Consider the following 17,132-nt stretch of genomic DNA (forward strand, 5'->3'; position numbering starts at 1 on the left):
TGGATAATCGTGATGTTGGTTATCTCGTTGTTGAGGATATTAGGGAACATCATTTCTATAACCTCCTTCATTACCATCACTTAGAAAGATATTATATCAAATAAGTTACAGTTTCTTTGTTGGTATCCCAAATTAGTTTTCATTAGTTTAGACATTGATTTCTAATCAACTTTTTTAAATCCTATATATACATATATGAAAAGATATTTCTTGGCATTTACCTTTCTTATTCCGGCTTTGGGGTGGTGTCAGCTAAATTATCCCGCCTATAAAGATTTGACGGGAGAAATCCAGCGACTATCGTCCTCTGCTCATGTACAGAAAGCCTCTATTGGGAAGAGCTTCGGTGGAGAAGACATTCCAGTGCTTAAAATTCAGCAATCCACTACTACTAAACCTACTTTGCTGATTGTCGCAGGCATCGATGGAAGGCACCCGGCCGGAACACTGCAAGCATTGCAGGTAACCAAAAACCTGATCAACCTTCCACAGGATTCCCTGAACAAGATTTTGGCAGACAAATCCATCTGGATTGTTCCGCTGTTGAATCCCGATGCATATAAACGTAATGTGGCTTCCGTGGCTTGGGCTTCGGGAAATGCACGTGCAATTGATAATGATCGTGACGGGCGTCTGGATGAAGACCCGGTTCGTGACCTGAATCAGGATGGTGTTATCTCGCAAATGCGTGTGAAGTCGCTTGCCGGCACGTATGTTAATCATAAGGACTATGCGAATTATCTGGTGGAAGCGGATATTCTAGAAGGTGAGACGGGAATGTATACCTTATATAAAGAAGGTGTGGATACAGATAAAGATGGTTTTTACGGTGAAGATGGAGATGGCGGGGTGAATATCGACCGCAATTTTACGTATACCTATCCTGCTTTTACACCTGAAAGTGGTGAATATGCTGCATCAGAACCGGAAACCCGGGCAATTGTTGATTTCCTATTTGACAACCCACAGATTGCTACGGTTCTGCATTTTGGACTACAGAATAATCTTTCTGAACCGGAAAAACTGGATCAGCGAAAGGCGAGCGAACGGATTGTAGGTTCATGGTTGGCTTCGGATGTGGAAGTATCCAAATATGTGAGTCATCTCTATGGAAAGACAACCAAATCATTGGGGCCAGCACCGAAAGCGGAAGCTTCGGCAGGCAATTTTTCTTCAACGGCATATTACCACGTTGGTAAATTCAGCTTTGTTACGCCGGGTTGGTGGCCGCATAGTGCAGATTCTACCAAGCGGGATAACAAAACGGGTAATGGAAAAGAGGCAGACCTTAAATTTGCGCAATGGGTGCAAGCTAATAATGTACAAGGCGCTATTCTACCATGGACAAAAGTCAATCACCCGGATTTCCCAAATCAAGAGGTTGAAGTTGGCGGTATAGTAGAAGTATTCAGGAATAATCCTCCGGCTTCCTTTTTAGAAGCTCCGGCACAAGCGCATACGGATTTTGTGGTGAATCTGGTGAAGTCTATGGCGACATTGTCTTTCGATAAACCGGTTGTTACGAATTTGGGAGAAGATGTTTATCGCATTGAATTGAATGTGGTGAACACAGGTTTGCTACCTACTTATCCTGAAATCGCGGATAGAATTAAGCACGTGTCGAAATTTAAAACGGTATGTGAGTTGCGGTCTTCCCAGCAGTTTCTGAGCGGAAAACGCTTGCAGCTATATCCTACATTGGGTGCAGGCAAATCGCTCAAAGTATCGTGGTTGGTTAAAGGCAAGGGCAAAGTGTCGATTGTGGCAGGTTGTCCGACGGCAGGGGAGAAAACAATTGAAGTAACTTTATAACATTGACCAGTATGAAATTCAAATATAGTATTTTAACGGCTCTTTTGGCTTTGTCTTTATCAGGATTTGCCCAAAAATCAGAAGATAAAGCCGTGGAAATTCCGGGACTTCGGGCGATAGGCTCTCCTTCCAATCCAAAGGTCCCGATGAACTGGAATCGCTACCACGATAATAAGCAAATGGAGCAATTCTACAAGGACTTGCAAAAGGCTTATCCTAATCTCGTGAAGTATGAATCTATCGGTAAATCCTATGAAGGTCGGGATATCTTCGTTTTGACGGTTTCTGATTTTAGCAAAGGAGATGTCGGGCGCAAGCCGGGAATGTGGATTGATGGAAATATCCATGCCAATGAATTGCAGGGATCTGAAATCGCCATGTATACCGCATGGTATCTGGCAGAGAATTTTAATAGCGTGGAATTTATTCGTGAGCTTCTGCGGGATAAAGTGTTCTATATTGCGCCGACCATCAACCCTGATTCTCGGGATTATTTTATTTACGAACCGAATACCATGCACTCCTCCCGCACAGGGCGCCGTCCTTTTGATAATGATGGCGACGGATTGGTCGCGGAGGATTTGTACGATGATTTGGATGGCGATGGACACATTGTGATGATGCGCCGCAAATCCAAAACGGGTAGGTATAAAGTAGATCCGGATAATCCAAATAGAATGGTACTCGCCAAGCCGGGGGAGGTCGGTGAATACGAAATGCTGGGCTTTGAAGGTATCGATAACGATGGCGATGGTTTGGTAAATGAGGATATCACTGGTACGTATGACCCGAACCGTGACTGGGGGTGGAATTGGCAACCGAACTATGTACAGAATGGAGCTTTGTATTACCCTGGAACGCTACTAGAAACACAAGCTGTAAAAGATTTCTTTTATACACATCGAAATATTGCCGGAGCACAGTCTTATCATAATTATGGAGGAATGATTTTGCGTGGACCTGGGGCTGCTCAGGATGAGCAATATTACTCACGGAAAGATGTGCAGGTTTACGATGCAATTGGTAAAGTCGGTGAAAAAATGCTCCCAGGATATGATTACATCGTTATCCATAAGGACCTTTACACCGTTTTTGGCGGTGAAATCGATTTCATCTCTTTGACGAGAGGTATATTTACGTTTTCTAACGAGTTGATGACGACGTATAAGCTTTTCAATGAAAAAGCACAGGGTGGTTTGCGTCAAAGTGACGAATATTTTGAGTTTGACAAGCTTCTGCTGTTTGGAGATGCTTATGTGCCGTGGAAGGAATATGATCATCCGCAATTCGGTAAAATTGAAATTGGTGGTGCGAAGAAGAATTATACACGTAACCACCCAGGTTTTCTATTGTTAGAGGATGCGCATAGAAATGCGGCCTTTACCATTTATCATGCGCACCACATGCCAAAACTGGAATTTCTGCACACGGAAGTGAAACCCTTGGGCGGAGGATTGTATGAGGTAAATGCTACGGTATGGAACAGCCGTATTATACCGACGCATTCTGACCATGATGTGAAAAACAGAGTTAACCGACCAAACCATATCCGCTTGGAAGGTGCGCAGGTGATCACAGGTATGCGTGTGATGGATAGCGACTTCAACGTCACGGTTGAACAGCAATATAAACCTGAGCAGATTGAAATACCTACTATTGACGGGATGTCGAGTGTGAAGGTACGGTGGATTGTGAAAGGGGATCCGTCGAATGCAAAGATTGTGGTGGACAGTGAGAAGGGTGGTGTTGTTGAAAAATCACTTAAGTCCTCTTAAAAAGAAAAAGCACCGAATTTTCGGTGCTTTTTCTTTTTAAGAGTTTCTTTTCATTTGTTCGTCCAACAGCTGACGTTTGAGCTGTTGTTCTTTTTCCATGGATTTCTTCCGGAGAGTTTGCAACTCTTCTTGCAGCTCTTCAGCTGTTTGCTTGTGGGAGCTGGTGTCAACTTTCGCCTTACGGAAAGATGCCAGAGTCGCTAAAAATGCAATAGCCAATACGATAATGATTACCCACACCATCGTATGGTAGGACCCTTTTGAAAAATCGATACCCAAAAAGGAGATGCTGTTGGTTTTATGCTGCTCTTCTTGCAATGCCGTAGTTAACGTAGAAACCGAATCTTTTAAAGTAGCAACGGTGTTCACAGAAGAAGCGGAGTTGTTTTTTAGCTCGGAAATTTCTTTTTGGTAACGCGCTATTGAGTCTATTACATTCTTTCTGACGATTTCAAGATTTGTCTTCCGTATTACCTTGAAGTCGGCATCCTGCGAGCGTGACAAATTGCTCAGGTTGGTAAATTGCTCGTTCAATGTGCCTTGCTGTATGGCATAAGGTAGCATAGGCTTATTTTGTGCAAAAGCAATCAAGGATGAAAAGGTAAGTACAAGTGCGATGTAGTGTTTTAACATAAGTGTTGAAATTATTTTTTTACGGTAAATTCAATATAACAAACACAATAATCGTAAAATTATTGTGTTTTCCCATAATCTACGGAGAAGAATTTGTTTTTTGTATAAACCTTAATAAGAAAAAGGCTTCGAATTTCGAAGCCTTTTTCTTATTTTTTCCTTACCGGATATTGCTTAAATATCCCGTTTACTACTTTCGGTAAGTTATTAATAGCTTTTTCAGGTGTTCTGACTTCTGCCGATCCTCGAGCTTGCCATACAACCGCATCCGTACGGCGATCTACAGCTTCGATAATCAGGTGGGCATAGCGGAATTTCTCACTTCCTACCGGATAGTTGAATCCGCCACCGTAGCCATACCAGCCCATTCCCCATGGACGGTAAAATCCCCAAGGACCACCCCAACCCCAGTGTGGAGAAGCATAAACCGGACGGCTTTTGTTATTGACAATGGAAACATAACGGAATAGAATATCTGGGTTGTCCTTATTATAGCTCATTCCTAATTGTTCCAGCTCTCTGTTTGCAGACTCAATAATATTACCTTTGGCTATATCATTATTGAAATAGCTCTTGGATAAGGAATCTACAGGAGGTAACCAACCGTAGGTTTTGTATTGGCTGAAATCCTGACTTTGCAAGCGTGTGGTGTTGTATTTCACCGAGGAGCAGGAAGCGAAGAACGCTATTAGCCCCGTTAAGCAGATATATACTAACTTTTTCATAACATTTCCATCTTAGTATTTAAATTAGACAATGTTGTTTATAAAAAGTTTAATCCTAAAATTTAACTTTTTTAGCAGACTTCGGAAGTTTCAAAAACTTCCGAAGTCTTTAGGTTTTAGGCTGAAACCTAAAACGGATATTTCGCCACTAATGGAATGGATCTTCCACTGCCAAAAGCTTTTGGACTGACCCGTAGAATTGGCGGTGCCTGAAAGCGTTTGAATTCAGCGCGATTAAGCATCGACACAATACGGTTCACCAAATCCTCGTCAAAGCCCAATTGGATCACTTCAGAACCCGCTTTTTCCAGTTCGATTAGCTGGTATAGAATACTGTCCAGGATGTCATAAGGGGGTAACGAATCCGAATCTTTCTGATCAGGCCTTAGTTCGGCGGAAGGCGGTTTGACGATGGTGTTGACCGGGATTATTTCTCTCTCGCGGTTGATGTATCTAGCTAAGGCAAAAGCCTGTGTTTTATACACATCACCGATAACACTTATCGCGCCAGCCATATCGCCATACAACGTACCATAACCTACGGCTGCCTCACTTTTGTTGGATGTATTGAGGAGGATATGACCAAATTTATTAGAAATAGCCATCAGCAATGTGCCACGGATACGGGCCTGAATATTTTCTTCTGTGGTATCGGGTGTGCGTCCTTCAAATGTCTGCGCTAAGGTTGTGTCAAAAGCCTCGGCAACATCCTTGATAGGGATAATTTGGTGTGCACATCCGGTGTTTTGTACCAGATCCAGTGCATCTTTCAGTGAATGATCGGTAGAATAGATGGAAGGCATCAGAATTGCCAGTACATTCTCCGCACCCAAAGCTTCACAAGCCAAAGCAGCTACCACCGCAGAATCCAGTCCTCCGGATAATCCCAGCACGGCTTTTTTGAAACCCGATTTTGCAAAATAATCACGAAGACCCAGAATCAAGGCATCATATATCAATTGAATTTCCGATGTCTGGTTCTCTTCCTTAACGGGTGAGGAAGCAAAGATATTGACGACCTGAAGGTCTTCTTTGAAGCTTTTTAGTTCCGTAAGTATGTTTCCATTCCTGTCTAAAGCGAGAGAACGGCCATCAAAAATGATGTCGGTATGCGCACCAACTTGGTTGACGTATACAAGTGGACAACCTGCTTTGATAACATTGCGTTGTAATACCTGTAAACGATTGTCGAAATGTGTATAAGAAAATGGCGAGGCTGCGATATTGATAATCAATTCGGGCTCTTCCCTTTTTAGCTCTGTTAAAAGATCACCAACATAGGAGTTATTGTTGTCATCATCCCACAAGTCTTCGCATACGGTTAGGGCGACTTTGCGACCTTGTATCTCTACGCAGCTGAGTACTCTATTGGGTTCAAAATACCGATATTCGTCAAAGACATCATAGTCAGGAAGGAAAGTTTTTTTGGAAATGGCGGTAATCTTTCTATCGGCAATGACCACGGCAGCATTATATAGTGATTTGCCTTCGCCGTCCATGTTGGCGATAGGCGCACCAATGACACAGGTGATGCCCTCACAGTGTGAAGCAATTTCGGTTAAGGCAGATTGACACTGTTTGATAAATGCCTGATTGCGGAGCAGATCCTTTGCCGGATAGCCACCAATGGCCAGTTCCGCAAAAACAATCACATCAGCCTGTTGATTTTTTGCAGCAGTGATAGCATCAATAATTTTATGGTTATTGGCTTCAAAATTGCCAATATGGTAGTTGAGTTGCGCTAAGGTTATTTTCATTCGTCTGAAATTATCTTAAGGATGAGCTTGCGAAAGCTCGGTTAAAAGAGCAAACCTAAATTCAAGGAAACGTAGGACAGTTTCGGACTGCCTTCTTTCATTGTTCGTGTGAAACCGTTGTTATACGTCACTCCGGTTACTGCAGAAAGGCTATTGCTTACCCGCCATTCTGCTCCTGTCCCGATAATCAATCCTAATCGAAAAATATCATCGCCACTGATTGTATTGTATTTGTTGGTGTTATCAAACTTCTCCTTTCCTGAAACTTTCACGCCTGCAGTAAAACCAAACTGTCCATAGAACCGACCCAGATTTCCTTCGTTGGTTTTTAGCTTGATAGATAATGGAACTTCGACGTACTGTAGACGGAAGTTCTTGGTGTCAGTGGCAGAGGGAGTCGAACTAACCGCATGATACATCATGGAATTGACATCTGTATAGAGCGTGTTGATGGTTAACCCCGTGGAAAAGAAATAGTTTCTTGCGAAGCCAATGTCGGCTAAAAGCCCATAAGCATAACCGAATTTGGCGTCGCTTTTATAGACGTCGGAGTCACTATAGGATAACCAGCCGATATTCGGATTGAAAACTAAGCCTAAAGAAAGGTTGCGCTCGTTGTAATAATACTGCGCATGGGACGGGGACACGAAAAGAAAGGATAATAGCAGGGAAAAGAATGCGATTTTTTTTGTCATGTTGATGTATGCTTTTGATAATATGTAATCCGAAAAACAATGTTTCAATTTTTATAGTTTTCAAGGTTGCATAACAGGTTGCCGTCTTTTTCAGTTACCGTCATTGCGAGGAAGTATGACGAAGCAATCTGGTAACATAAAAAGCAGATTGCCTGCCTGCGGTAGGCAGGCTTCGTTCCTCGCAATGACGCTTTTTATTAAAAACGGATTTTTGCAATGCAACCAGTTTTCAATACTGTAAAATTAATAATTACTTTTGTCGTAAACACAAAAAACCAGCCATGAACGTAAAAAAGATAATTTACTTGTTCTTTATACTCGCTGCCCTGCATTTGAGTTCTTGTCAACGGGGAAAGAAATTGCCCAATATTTCGGGGATCGATGTAGATGTGAAAATCGAACGCTTTGATAGGGAATTTGCAGATTTATCTTCGGAAGAAGTCGGAACAAAGAACAGCGAATGGTTGACAAAGTACGGCGCTTTTTATACTGATTTCATGCTATACATGCTGGAAGCCGGTGATCCGATGGACAGCACGCACATTGTTCCGGTGTTGCAGACTATCCTTCAACAGCAGGATTTTAAAGCACTTTCTACAGCTGTGAAAAATAAATATCCGGACTTGAAGACACAGGAAAAAGAGCTTACACAGGCTTTTAAATACTTGAAGTATTATTTTCCGACGTACGAATTACCCCGTGTTATTGCTTACTTTTCTGGATTCTCAGTACAAACGCCTATAGGCGACGGTTATATAGGAATTGGACTGGATATGTTTCTAGGGGCAGATTCTGAATTTTATCCGGCTTTGGTGAAATCTATTCCTTTGTATATGTCACGTCGGTTTACACCGGAGAATATTACACCGCGTGTGTTAGAGAGCGTGTTACGGCAAGAGCTATTTCCACAGGAAAATACGGATGTAAATACACTGCAAAATATGGTTTACCAAGGTAAAATACTTCTGGCGATGGACTCCATCTTACCAAATACGGCGGACTCCCTGAAGATTGGCTACACAACTGCCCAGATGCAGTGGACAAAGGCATACCAGCCGGAAATATGGTCTTGGTTTTTGGAGGAAGATTTGCTGTATAATACGGATTATCTGCGTATACAGAAATATTTCACCGAAGCACCATTTACAGCAGAGCTGGGTGAAAACAATGAATCGGCACCTAAGCTGGGTACTTATCTGGGCTGGATGATTGTACGTAAATATATGGAACGACACCCGGAGGTGACTTTGCAGGAACTTCTCAAAAATATGGATGCACAAGGGATTTTGGAGGCTTCGCGGTTTAAAGGGAAGTAGGTGTTGAGCCGGTAAAAGCTTGAATTAAAAGTTTTTGCAGGTGATCTTTGAAAAGGGCGGTGTGCCTTTTGAAAATGAATACAGTCAGTTGAGAAAAATGAATACTCAATTTATTGAAATTGCCTATTCAATTTGTCTAAATTGAATAGGCAATTTTATCAACACGACCTCGTTGTTTTATCAAATGGGGCCTGTTTCTTTATTGTGCTCTTTTAAGTTCTACTATTTCTATCGTAAAATCTAACGGAGAGTTGGCTGCAATTTTAATGTTACCATCCTTATCTTTAACATCTTTATTGTCATAACCTAAGGTAGAGGGGGTTATAATACGGATTTTGGCGCCAACTTGTAAACCTTTCTCCGTTAAGCCTCCTACTTCATGGGTTTGTCCATTCAAATTGAAAGTTGATGGTATAATTGCCCGTACCCATGCTGGGATTAAACCATTAGCTGTAAAATTAGCGGGTTCAGTACTTGAGTCAAATGGTTTGCCTTGTTCTTTTACTAAACGGCCTTCGTATTTCGCTTTAAGAGCAAAATTGTAAATTTGTCCCGATGATGTGAAAAATTCATATTTTTTATCCTCTGGAACCTCAGGGCTTTCTATCACTTCATACCATATTCCTGAGTTTTCATCAAGTTTACGGTTTTCGCCTAAATATTGTTCGGCATATTGTTTCAAAAGGGGTGCCTGCTCTTTGTTTGTAGCTTCAATTCTTTGTAATTCTTTTTGTTGCTCCTCATACCAAGAGTTGTCATTGTCTTTCATACAAGATGTAAACACAGCCGCAGTCACTAAAACCGCAAATAATAGCTTAAATAGATTTTTCATTATATAATTATTAGTACTTAATTAAGCGTTAAAACGTGTTGTGTTTTTATAACGCTACAGCAAAATTAAAATTTTATTGCTTTTAACAGCTTCTTTTTGTCGAGATACTGAAAATAACGTTGACGTACGGTGAATTTCTCATCAAGCAAAATAGCTGTAGGGAAGACCAGTTTTCCTTCGCGTTGAGCTAAGAGCTGGGCAAGAGCATGGTATCGTCCTGTACGTTTTTTAGAAATAGTATTGGTGAATTTTTGCCCCTCAAATGTAACGGTATCGACACTTTCCGCATCAAATCTGACTGCATAATAAGTGTTATTCAGAGCTGAAATAACTTCTGCATCTGTAAAAACCTCATTTTGCATCTTGCGGCAGTAGGAGCACCAATCGGTGTGGAAGAACAAAATAACTTTCTTTGGGTGAACTTGCAAAGAGTCTGAAAGCTGCTCGAACGATATCCAGTTGATACTGTCACGCCCTTGAGCTTGGCATGGTGTGCCCATTAGACTGCTGAGCAGTATAAAGGTTATAGATAATAGTCGCGACATGTTTTGCAATTTTTGTTCTTTTGTAAAGACGTTGCACTGTGTCTCGGCTCTGACGAGACACAGTGCAACGTCTCTACGATGATTATAAATATCAATGAAAATGTCCAATCTTGATGCCAAAAGTAAAGGTGCGAGGCTTCGTTGGTCCATAGACATAGTCTGAATCACGAAGGGGGCCTTTGTCAAAATCTTTCTGGAAGGCATTAAACATGTTCTGGATACCGCCAAAAAGCTCTATATTGAAATTGTTTCTCACGGCAAAAGTATAACCTAACCGTAGGTTCAATTCGGCAAAATCCTTGGTCGTTTTTAGCAACATGGTCTCGTCGGGTTGATAATGTGTTGCCACCATACTGCCCGTGTAAACGCCGGTTAGATCAATGGCGAATTGCTTGCTAGCCTTTATATTGGTATTTAGATATCCGTAGGCATTCGGGGTACGGATATAACGGAAAGTGGAAATATCATTGCCGGGGTCTTCTGCTTCATAGATAACCTGAGCTTCTTTGTATTTAGAACGTTGTATAGTTCCTCCCGCCTGAATGGTGAGCGCATTTGACGGAGCAACACTTAATTCGATATTTGTTCCATAGACCTTAGAGCCTGCTCCATTGCGCATCTCCCGCAAGATGATGTTGTCCTCCTGTGATGTCATCACGGTGGTGAATGGATTCTGTAGGTCTGTATAAAAACCTTCAATAAGTAGACTGGTCTGGGTGCGCCCAAAATTGCGCGTATAGTTGAAGGAACCCGTATAAGCATTGGAGTACTCTGTTTCGAGATCTTTGCCAATTAATACAAACACTTGGTCTCCCCCAATAGAAGTGACATGCATATCTTCGTTAAAGGCTTGCGGTGCACGGAAGCCTCTAGCATACCCTCCTCTGAACTGCAATTCAGGCGTGATATCGTATAGTAGCGTAAAACGAGGGCTAAATGTTCCAAAGTTCTGTTCGGACGATCTTTGATTGTTTAATAAAGTGTATTTGCCATCTACATGGGTATGGTCATACCGTGCACCCAATAACATTTTTAGTGGGTCTATTACTTTCCATTCATATTGGGCATATAGCCCCACTCCGTGTGTTTTCTGGTCTATGATACGGTTGTATCCAGCGATTTCATCTTCTGTTTTATTCGCATTGAATTCTACCCCTGCCGTAAATACGTCTTTCTCGAAGTTATAGGTGTATTGACCTCCAGCCACCATAGCGAAGTCATCTGTAACACCATAGGCGTTTGCTGCTATTAGGCTGTCTTGAGGGGCGGTAGAACCACCTAAACCACCGTAATAGCTATCACGTTTTGTTTTTTGTGCAGATGCATACAAAGAGAATTTATGTTTCCAGTCTTTGGAGTATTGATCGTAGGTAAGTCCGCCTATTAAGGAATTGGTTTGTAACTGTTCGGTGATGTCTGTAAAGTGTGGTGCTAACGCTAAACGGTCTCCACCTCTTCGGAATTCGCTTAAGACACTTAAATCCAGTGTAATTTTATTGTATTCAGAAGGTTTGAAAAAGGCTTTTGTCCCGAAAGTGGTATTTTTCAGTTTTGTGATTTCGGAGAAGCCATCACCATTGGCATCCCAAGCTTGTCTATCACGATGCATACCATAGAACGTTACACCGGTCATGAGGTCTTCTTCTACATAGGAGGTGTTAAAATCAAGGGTATTGTCCCAAGCTTTGCCGTCAATTAAAGAATTGGTAGACTTGATTTGCCAATCATTCTCGATAGGATCTTTGGTGATAATGTTGATTGTACCTGCGATGGCATTAGCTCCAAATAGGGCAGAACCTCCACTACGTACCACCTCAATGCGGTCTATCATACTGGTTGGAATTTGATCCAAACCATACACGCTGTTCAGTGCGCTGAATACCGAACGGCTGTTGATGAGAATCTGTGAATAGGCTCCGTCTAATCCGTTCAGGCGTACTTGAGAAAATCCGCAGTTTTGGCAATTGTTTTCAACACGTACACCGGGTTGATAATTCAATGTCTCGGACATGGCTACCGATTGGGTGGCGTTGAAAAGTTTTGGACCAAGCACATTCACCACTACAGGTGCTTCGCGACGATCTAACCCATAGCGCGTAGCACTTACAACGACTTCGTTCAGACTAAGATTGTCCTCTAATAATGTTATTTTAATGTCGGATAAGTCCTGAGGAGGTTTGATGCTGGTACGGTTGGTTTGATAGCCTACAGCACGGGTAATCAATGTTGCTGAAGTGCTTTTGATGTTTTCTAGCACGAAATTGCCGGAGACATCGGATGAAGTTGCTATTCCTGCTCCCTCGACCAAGATGGTCGCAGCTGCAATAGGCTTATTGTCAGCATCGGTTATTTTACCCTGTATTTTTATCTGTGCCAAAAGGGTAATGGGGCATATATATAGAATGGTCAAAAGAAGACCAATGTAGTTCTTTGTCATATAAATTTTATAATGTTGTGTGTATAGTATACCTGCTTATATATGGAGATACACACATACACACGTCGTCTAAGTAATAGCATTAAATTATAATACTGCTATGTACCATATTATATAGTCACATAGCCAACTAGGATATACGGAAACTGTTCCGAAGATCCTATTATCAGAAAACTGTTGTAATTATATTTAAGCTATGGAAGGAGGTCCGCGAAGATTAGGGTGGAATGCTTTTCGAAAGGTATAGCTCACCAATAACTCGGCATAATCGATATGATACTCGAAAGGTGTTGGCGCCTGTTCGAAAACAAAATTGGCTGTAGCCAAGTATGTTCCGGTAAATACTACGTTGAGGTATTGTATCTCGGAATCCGATTTATGGTGGTGTTTTTTGTTTTTTTGTGTAAAGTCGTAAGGGTGGATGTGGATAATGACCTCACCCGTAGAGGTTACTTCTTTGTGTATAAAGACAATACCACTGATGATAATCATCAGCATCCATACGCTGAGGGCAGCGGCTATAATGGAGCGGTATGTGTTCGTCAGTCTATACACGTATTTATCAGCGCTATAAAATTATAGAATGTCTGGTAGATTAACGAATTAATTTATTGTTATCATCGGGAAAAACCAATGCCGGTTTGTGATTTCTGGCTTCCTCTGTGGTCAGCCAAGCATAGGAAATGATGATGATAACATCGCCAACCTGGACTAATCGAGCTGCTGCACCATTGAGGCAAATAGTCCCTGTGCCACGTTCTCCGGGGATTACATAAGTCTCCAATCGTGCACCATTATTGTTGTTCACAATTTGTACCTTCTCATTGGCCATTATATTTGCGGCCTCCATCAAATCTTCATCTATCGTAATACTTCCCACATAATTCAATTCTGCTTGCGTTACCCGCACACGATGAATCTTTGATTTCATTACTTCAATAATCATAATGCAAAATTACCTATTTTTTTTGGATTGTAAGATTTCAATGTTCCAACACCATATTGTCAATCAACCGAACACCTTCTATCCAAGCTGTTAATAAAGCTACATAGCTTTTTCCGGGGATAATCTGCTCAACTTCTTGCAAGGAAGCACTTTCACAGATGGCGAGATACTCCACTGTAACATCTCCTTCTTGCTGTAGAATTCCCAACGCTTTTTCCTTCAGTACAGCTGGTGACTCTTTTCTGATATGTTCTTTTATATAAGTGAGCGCGCGGAATAGGACAAGAGCTTTTTTTAGTCCATCATTGCTGAGGCGCGTGTTCCGCGAGCTTAGCGCGAGACCTTGGGTATTCCTCACCGTAGGACAGATATGGATCTCTACTGGGAGTTCCTTTATCTTTACCATGTGTTGAATAACCATGATTTGTTGGAAATCTTTTTGCCCGAAACAAGCCACATCCGGCAGAACCAGATTAAATAATTTGTAAACGACTTGTGTAACACCTTGGAAGTGACCCGGTCGCTTTTCCCCTTCCCATACTTTGTCTAAAGTACCAAGGTCAATATGCCATTCTGGTTCGTTAGATGGATACATTTCCTGCACTGTTGGCATAAAGACGACATCGCAATGAGCCTGCCTCAATAGTTTCAAATCATTTTCTATAGGACGGGGATATTTTTCTAGATCTTTAGGGTCGTTGAACTGTGTAGGGTTCACAAAAATACTACAGACCACGATGTCGGCAATCTGTTGTGCTTCCTTGATTAAGGAAAGGTGTCCTTCATGTAGAGCGCCCATAGTGGGCACCAAAGCGATTTTCCTTCCGGTATTCCGGAGGTCTTTGAGGTAGCCTTGAAGCTCTTTTTTTGTCTCGACTGTTTTCACGGATAAACAATAAAATGAGGGTGCAAAAATGCATAAATAATCTGTGATTATAAAGCTATGGAAACTAAGGGATTGTAAAATCCCTAAAATATATGTATCTTTGTAAACCGATTTTTCTGTTTAATAAAAAAATAATTGGAGATGGCAAAAACGAAAATATTGTTTGTAACCCATGAGATGTCGCCTTTCCTCGAAATAAGCAAGATTTCTGAAATCACACGGCAACTACCGCAAGCGATGCAAGAGAAAGGATTTGAAATCCGTATCCTTATGCCTCGTTTCGGGAATATCAATGAGCGTAGAAATAGGCTTCACGAAGTGATAAGGTTGTCGGGAATGAACATCGTTGTGGATAACAATGACAATCCGCTAATCATTAAAGTGGCTTCATTACCAGCTGCGCGTATGCAGGTTTACTTTTTGGATAATGAAGAGTATTTCCAGCGGAAAAAAGTTTTTCGTGATGACAAAGGGAAGTTTTTTGAAGATAATAACGAACGATCGTTATTCTTTTGCAAGGGAGCTTTAGAGACGGTTAAGAAATTGGGTTGGTCGCCGGATGTGGTACACTGCCACGGGTGGTTTGCTGCAATGGTACCGGCGTATTTAAAAACAGCTTATAAAGATGACCCAACTTTTAAAGATGCAAAGGTTATGTACTCGCTCTATGGCGATGAGGATTTTGATTCAATAGGTAGCAAATATGCTGAAATGGCTACACAAGAGGATATGGGTGCGGAGGAAGCTGCTTATTATGGTGATGGTTCGTATGTAGACTTATATAAAGGAGCACTTTCGTACACAGATGTTGCGGTATTTGCTGACGACAAGGTTAACCCAGAATTGAAAGCCTATGTGGAAGAACTGGGCATCCGTAGCTTTACGCCAGATGGAGATAAAGATTATGAAGGCTTTTCTGAAGTTTTTGATGAGTATGCTCCTGTAGATGCAGAAACAGTATAAGATTTTTTTCATAATTTAGGTTTAAATTGATTAATAGTAGGAGTGCGATAAGTTTTATCGCACTTTTTATGTTTTTTATCATTTGTAAAAAGCTTTCGTCTCTAGAATGCCGATCTTTGTCCTAAAGAAGAAACAAATGAACTGGATTATTTTGATTATCGCTGGCCTATTTGAAGTAGGCTTTACCTCTTGTTTGGGAAAAGCAAAACAAGCCACTGGGACTGAGATGTACCTGTGGTACGGTGCCTTTGGTGTGTGTTTGACAGTAAGTATGATCCTGTTGATGAAAGCTACGCAAACATTGCCCTTAGGCACAGCCTATGCTGTATGGACTGGTATTGGTGCTGTTGGTACGGTTCTGGTAGGAATTCTTGTGTTCAAAGAACCAGCAGACTTTTGGCGTGTATTTTTCATCTTCACGTTGATTGCTTCTATTGTAGGGTTGAAAGCGGTTTCCTCGCATTAATACCAAAAAAATCCGTACTTTTGTGCTTACAAAGCAGAAAATGCGTTTTTCTGTTTATTTAATAGCAACATAACAATATGTTAGAAAAATTACAAGCCATAAAAGAACGATGGGAAGAAGTGGAAGCTGAATTAAGCAACCCTGCCACCATTAATGACATGAAGCGATTTGCTAAGCTTAACAAAGAATATAAGGACTTATCAAAAATCGTAGAGCAATACCATATCTATAAAAATATAGTTAGCAATATCGAAACGAATAAGGATATTTTGGCTAATGAGAAGGATCAGGAATTGCGGGAAATGGCTAAGGAAGAATTAGACTTACTCTTGACAGAAAAAGAGGAGAAGGAAGAGGAAATCCGTTTAATGTTGATTCCGAAAGACCCTGAGGATGCGAAAAATGCCATTATTGAAATCCGTGGCGGAACCGGTGGAGATGAAGCTGCGTTGTTTGCTGGCGATTTATACCGCATGTATACACGCTATTTTGAGACTAAGGGTTGGCGGAATGAAGTAATGGATGTTACTGAAGGAACATCTGGAGGTTATAAAGAGGTTATCCTGAAAGTTATTGGTGAGGATGTTTATGGGCAGTTGAAATACGAATCAGGAGTACACCGTGTTCAACGTGTACCAGATACAGAGACACAAGGTCGTGTACATACATCTGCAGCCTCTGTTGCGGTATTGCCGGAAGCAGAAGACGTGGATGTGGAACTAAATCCTGGTGATATAGAAATGCAGACTTCGCGTTCTGGTGGTGCTGGTGGACAGAACGTGAACAAAGTGGAAACCAAAGTACAGCTGACGCACAAGCCAACTGGAATTGTGGTCGTATGTCAAGTAGAGCGTTCGCAGTTGGCTAACCGTGAACTGGCTATGGATATGCTTCGTAATAAATTGTACGAGCTTGAGGTGCAGAAAAAACATGGTGATGTAGCGGCAAAACGTAAGACGATGGTGTCCACAGGTGACCGTTCGGCGAAAGTTCGTACATATAATTATCCGCAAGGCCGTGTAACGGAACACCGTATCGGATTGACGATGTATAACCTTCCAGCGGTTATGGATGGTGATATTCAGGGTATTATCGATGCATTGCAATTTGCGGAGAATGCAGAGAAAATGAAAGAGGGTACAGTGGAGTAAATTTTTTGAAAAAAAGTTTTTGCATTCCGCAAAATACGCCTATATTTGCACACCTTCAAACGAGAAAGGGATTAGGTCTGGTAGTATTGCAGATCGAGAAAAGAAGTCAAACTTCAAATCGTTCTTAAAAAAGAGATATTTAAAAGGAAATAAAGGTCTGGTAGTTCAGCTGGTTAGAATACATGCCTGTCAT

Annotated in this window: 16 protein-coding genes; 6 read left to right on the forward strand and 10 right to left on the reverse strand. The window is 41.5% G+C overall.

Annotation, left to right across the window (positions count from 1 at the left end; translation table 11 throughout):
* The first annotated feature begins 195 nt into the window (after window positions 1-195).
* Window positions 196-1,812 (forward strand): M14 family zinc carboxypeptidase, encoded by a 1,617-nt coding sequence (locus tag BM375_RS11990; RefSeq protein ID WP_093366373.1) that lies wholly within the window; start codon window positions 196-198, stop codon window positions 1,810-1,812.
* An 11-nt stretch (window positions 1,813-1,823) separates the two neighbouring features.
* The gene (locus tag BM375_RS11995; protein ID WP_093366375.1) at window positions 1,824-3,587 is read left to right on the forward strand and encodes a M14 family metallopeptidase; all 1,764 of its coding nucleotides are present in this window, start codon (window positions 1,824-1,826) and stop codon (window positions 3,585-3,587) included.
* Window positions 3,588-3,623: 36 nt separating this feature from the next.
* On the opposite strand, the gene BM375_RS12000 is transcribed toward BM375_RS11995, so the two are convergent.
* The 4 genes from BM375_RS12000 to BM375_RS12015 form a co-directional block, all read right to left on the reverse strand.
* Entirely contained in the window at window positions 3,624-4,220 is a 597-nt protein-coding gene (locus BM375_RS12000) for a hypothetical protein (protein WP_093366377.1), read from the reverse strand.
* A 149-nt stretch (window positions 4,221-4,369) separates the two neighbouring features.
* The gene (locus BM375_RS12005; protein ID WP_093366379.1) at window positions 4,370-4,945 is read right to left on the reverse strand and encodes a DUF4136 domain-containing protein; all 576 of its coding nucleotides are present in this window, start codon (window positions 4,943-4,945) and stop codon (window positions 4,370-4,372) included.
* Between the two features lie 128 nt (window positions 4,946-5,073).
* Window positions 5,074-6,702 (reverse strand): NAD+ synthase, encoded by a 1,629-nt coding sequence (locus BM375_RS12010; RefSeq protein WP_093366381.1) that lies wholly within the window; start codon window positions 6,700-6,702, stop codon window positions 5,074-5,076.
* A 41-nt stretch (window positions 6,703-6,743) separates the two neighbouring features.
* Entirely contained in the window at window positions 6,744-7,397 is a 654-nt protein-coding gene (locus BM375_RS12015) for a porin family protein (RefSeq protein ID WP_093366382.1), read from the reverse strand.
* Between the two features lie 281 nt (window positions 7,398-7,678).
* Between BM375_RS12015 and gldB the strand changes: the two genes are divergently transcribed.
* On the forward strand, window positions 7,679-8,713 hold the full coding sequence (gene gldB / locus BM375_RS12020) for a gliding motility lipoprotein GldB (RefSeq protein ID WP_093366384.1): 1,035 nt from the start codon (window positions 7,679-7,681) through the stop codon (window positions 8,711-8,713).
* A 199-nt stretch (window positions 8,714-8,912) separates the two neighbouring features.
* Here gldB and BM375_RS12025 read toward each other — a convergent pair whose 3' ends face one another.
* From BM375_RS12025 to panC, 6 genes are all read right to left on the reverse strand, one after another.
* Window positions 8,913-9,545, reverse strand: coding sequence for an FKBP-type peptidyl-prolyl cis-trans isomerase (locus BM375_RS12025; protein WP_093366385.1), 633 nt, complete (start codon window positions 9,543-9,545; stop codon window positions 8,913-8,915).
* A gap of 65 nt (window positions 9,546-9,610) precedes the next feature.
* Window positions 9,611-10,090 carry a thioredoxin family protein gene (locus BM375_RS12030; protein ID WP_170852656.1) on the reverse strand — a complete coding sequence of 160 codons (480 nt, stop codon included), beginning with the start codon at window positions 10,088-10,090 and terminating at the stop codon, window positions 9,611-9,613.
* A 91-nt stretch (window positions 10,091-10,181) separates the two neighbouring features.
* Window positions 10,182-12,527, reverse strand: a complete 2,346-nt coding sequence (locus BM375_RS12035; RefSeq protein WP_093366388.1) for a TonB-dependent receptor — start codon at window positions 12,525-12,527, stop codon at window positions 10,182-10,184.
* 189 nt (window positions 12,528-12,716) lie between these two features.
* Window positions 12,717-13,082: a hypothetical protein gene (locus BM375_RS12040; protein ID WP_139227589.1), complete on the reverse strand. Its 366-nt coding sequence runs from the start codon at window positions 13,080-13,082 to the stop codon at window positions 12,717-12,719.
* A gap of 40 nt (window positions 13,083-13,122) precedes the next feature.
* Window positions 13,123-13,473 (reverse strand): aspartate 1-decarboxylase, encoded by a 351-nt coding sequence (gene panD, locus BM375_RS12045; RefSeq protein WP_093366391.1) that lies wholly within the window; start codon window positions 13,471-13,473, stop codon window positions 13,123-13,125.
* A gap of 37 nt (window positions 13,474-13,510) precedes the next feature.
* Window positions 13,511-14,359: a pantoate--beta-alanine ligase gene (gene panC, locus BM375_RS12050; RefSeq protein ID WP_093366393.1), complete on the reverse strand. Its 849-nt coding sequence runs from the start codon at window positions 14,357-14,359 to the stop codon at window positions 13,511-13,513.
* Between the two features lie 141 nt (window positions 14,360-14,500).
* Between panC and BM375_RS12055 the strand changes: the two genes are divergently transcribed.
* The 3 genes from BM375_RS12055 to prfA all read left to right on the forward strand — a co-directional run bounded on the left by BM375_RS12055 (window position 14,501) and on the right by prfA (window position 16,939).
* Window positions 14,501-15,322: a glycogen/starch synthase gene (locus BM375_RS12055; RefSeq protein ID WP_093366394.1), complete on the forward strand. Its 822-nt coding sequence runs from the start codon at window positions 14,501-14,503 to the stop codon at window positions 15,320-15,322.
* Window positions 15,323-15,458: 136 nt separating this feature from the next.
* Window positions 15,459-15,788 carry a DMT family transporter gene (locus tag BM375_RS12060; protein ID WP_093366406.1) on the forward strand — a complete coding sequence of 110 codons (330 nt, stop codon included), beginning with the start codon at window positions 15,459-15,461 and terminating at the stop codon, window positions 15,786-15,788.
* A 77-nt stretch (window positions 15,789-15,865) separates the two neighbouring features.
* Window positions 15,866-16,939, forward strand: a complete 1,074-nt coding sequence (gene prfA, locus BM375_RS12065) for a peptide chain release factor 1 (RefSeq protein WP_093366396.1) — start codon at window positions 15,866-15,868, stop codon at window positions 16,937-16,939.
* Window positions 16,940-17,132: the final 193 nt, after the last annotated feature.

It is taken from the genome of Sphingobacterium wenxiniae (genome assembly GCF_900116225.1).
Lineage (GTDB): Bacteria > Bacteroidota > Bacteroidia > Sphingobacteriales > Sphingobacteriaceae > Sphingobacterium > Sphingobacterium wenxiniae.

Bases quoted from the DNA above. Each gene is read 5' to 3' on its own strand.
- BM375_RS11990 (WP_093366373.1), top strand. From the start codon at position 196: ATGAAAAGATATTTCTTGGCATTTACCTTTCTTATTCCGGCTTTGGGG.
- BM375_RS11995 (WP_093366375.1), top strand. From the start codon at position 1,824: ATGAAATTCAAATATAGTATTTTAACGGCTCTTTTGGCTTTGTCTTTA.
- BM375_RS12000 (WP_093366377.1), bottom strand. From the start codon at position 4,220: ATGTTAAAACACTACATCGCACTTGTACTTACCTTTTCATCCTTGATT.
- BM375_RS12005 (WP_093366379.1), bottom strand. From the start codon at position 4,945: ATGAAAAAGTTAGTATATATCTGCTTAACGGGGCTAATAGCGTTCTTC.
- BM375_RS12010 (WP_093366381.1), bottom strand. From the start codon at position 6,702: ATGAAAATAACCTTAGCGCAACTCAACTACCATATTGGCAATTTTGAA.
- BM375_RS12015 (WP_093366382.1), bottom strand. From the start codon at position 7,397: ATGACAAAAAAAATCGCATTCTTTTCCCTGCTATTATCCTTTCTTTTC.
- gldB (WP_093366384.1), top strand. From the start codon at position 7,679: ATGAACGTAAAAAAGATAATTTACTTGTTCTTTATACTCGCTGCCCTG.
- BM375_RS12025 (WP_093366385.1), bottom strand. From the start codon at position 9,545: ATGAAAAATCTATTTAAGCTATTATTTGCGGTTTTAGTGACTGCGGCT.
- BM375_RS12030 (WP_170852656.1), bottom strand. From the start codon at position 10,090: ATGTCGCGACTATTATCTATAACCTTTATACTGCTCAGCAGTCTAATG.
- BM375_RS12035 (WP_093366388.1), bottom strand. From the start codon at position 12,527: ATGACAAAGAACTACATTGGTCTTCTTTTGACCATTCTATATATATGC.
- panD (WP_093366391.1), bottom strand. From the start codon at position 13,473: ATGATTATTGAAGTAATGAAATCAAAGATTCATCGTGTGCGGGTAACG.
- BM375_RS12055 (WP_093366394.1), top strand. From the start codon at position 14,501: ATGGCAAAAACGAAAATATTGTTTGTAACCCATGAGATGTCGCCTTTC.
- BM375_RS12060 (WP_093366406.1), top strand. From the start codon at position 15,459: ATGAACTGGATTATTTTGATTATCGCTGGCCTATTTGAAGTAGGCTTT.
- prfA (WP_093366396.1), top strand. From the start codon at position 15,866: ATGTTAGAAAAATTACAAGCCATAAAAGAACGATGGGAAGAAGTGGAA.